This window comes from Massilia sp. CT11-108 (assembly GCF_047302915.1).
GTDB lineage: Bacteria > Pseudomonadota > Gammaproteobacteria > Burkholderiales > Burkholderiaceae_D > Telluria > Telluria orientalis.
In genome coordinates this window covers 1-474 of record NZ_JBKYMO010001232.1, presented here as the reverse complement: position 1 = coordinate 474, position 474 = coordinate 1, and the positions used below count along the sequence as shown (strand labels likewise).

Below are 474 nucleotides of genomic sequence, written 5' to 3'. Positions count from 1 at the left end.
CGCCAGGCCAGCGCGGCCAGCGTGACCGACAGCAGCGCCCAGGCCAGCACGGCGATCCACAGCCAGCCGCGCCACACGGCCAGCGTGTCGGACAGGTCGCGCCCCGTGACGATCAGCAGCGGATAGCCGGCGACGGCGCTGTAGCCGTACAGGCGGCTCACGCCGTCGATGGGGCTCGTCGCCTCGAACGCGCCGACGGCCGCGCGCGGCAGGTGCGTCTGGAACAGCGGCGTGTGGATGAAGGAGTGGCCGATGGCCCTGGGAAGCGTCGGGCTGCGCACGAGCATCGTGCCGTCGCGCTGGTGCAGGGTGACGGAGCCGCCGTGTCCGAGGTCGGCGGGATCGAAGATGCGCTGGAAGTAGGCGGCGTCCGCCTCGATGACGGCCGGGCCGGTGGGCAGCACCCGCGCCAGGGTGATCGTGGCGGGACCGCCGTCCGGCGGCAGCGCGATGCCGATCTTCGGCGCGCCGGAA

The 474-nt window shown here is 73.8% G+C and carries 1 pseudogene; it reads right to left on the bottom strand.

The features are described 5' to 3' along the window. A pseudogene (locus ACEN88_RS34170) lies at positions 1-474 on the bottom strand (hypothetical protein); the annotation flags it as partial.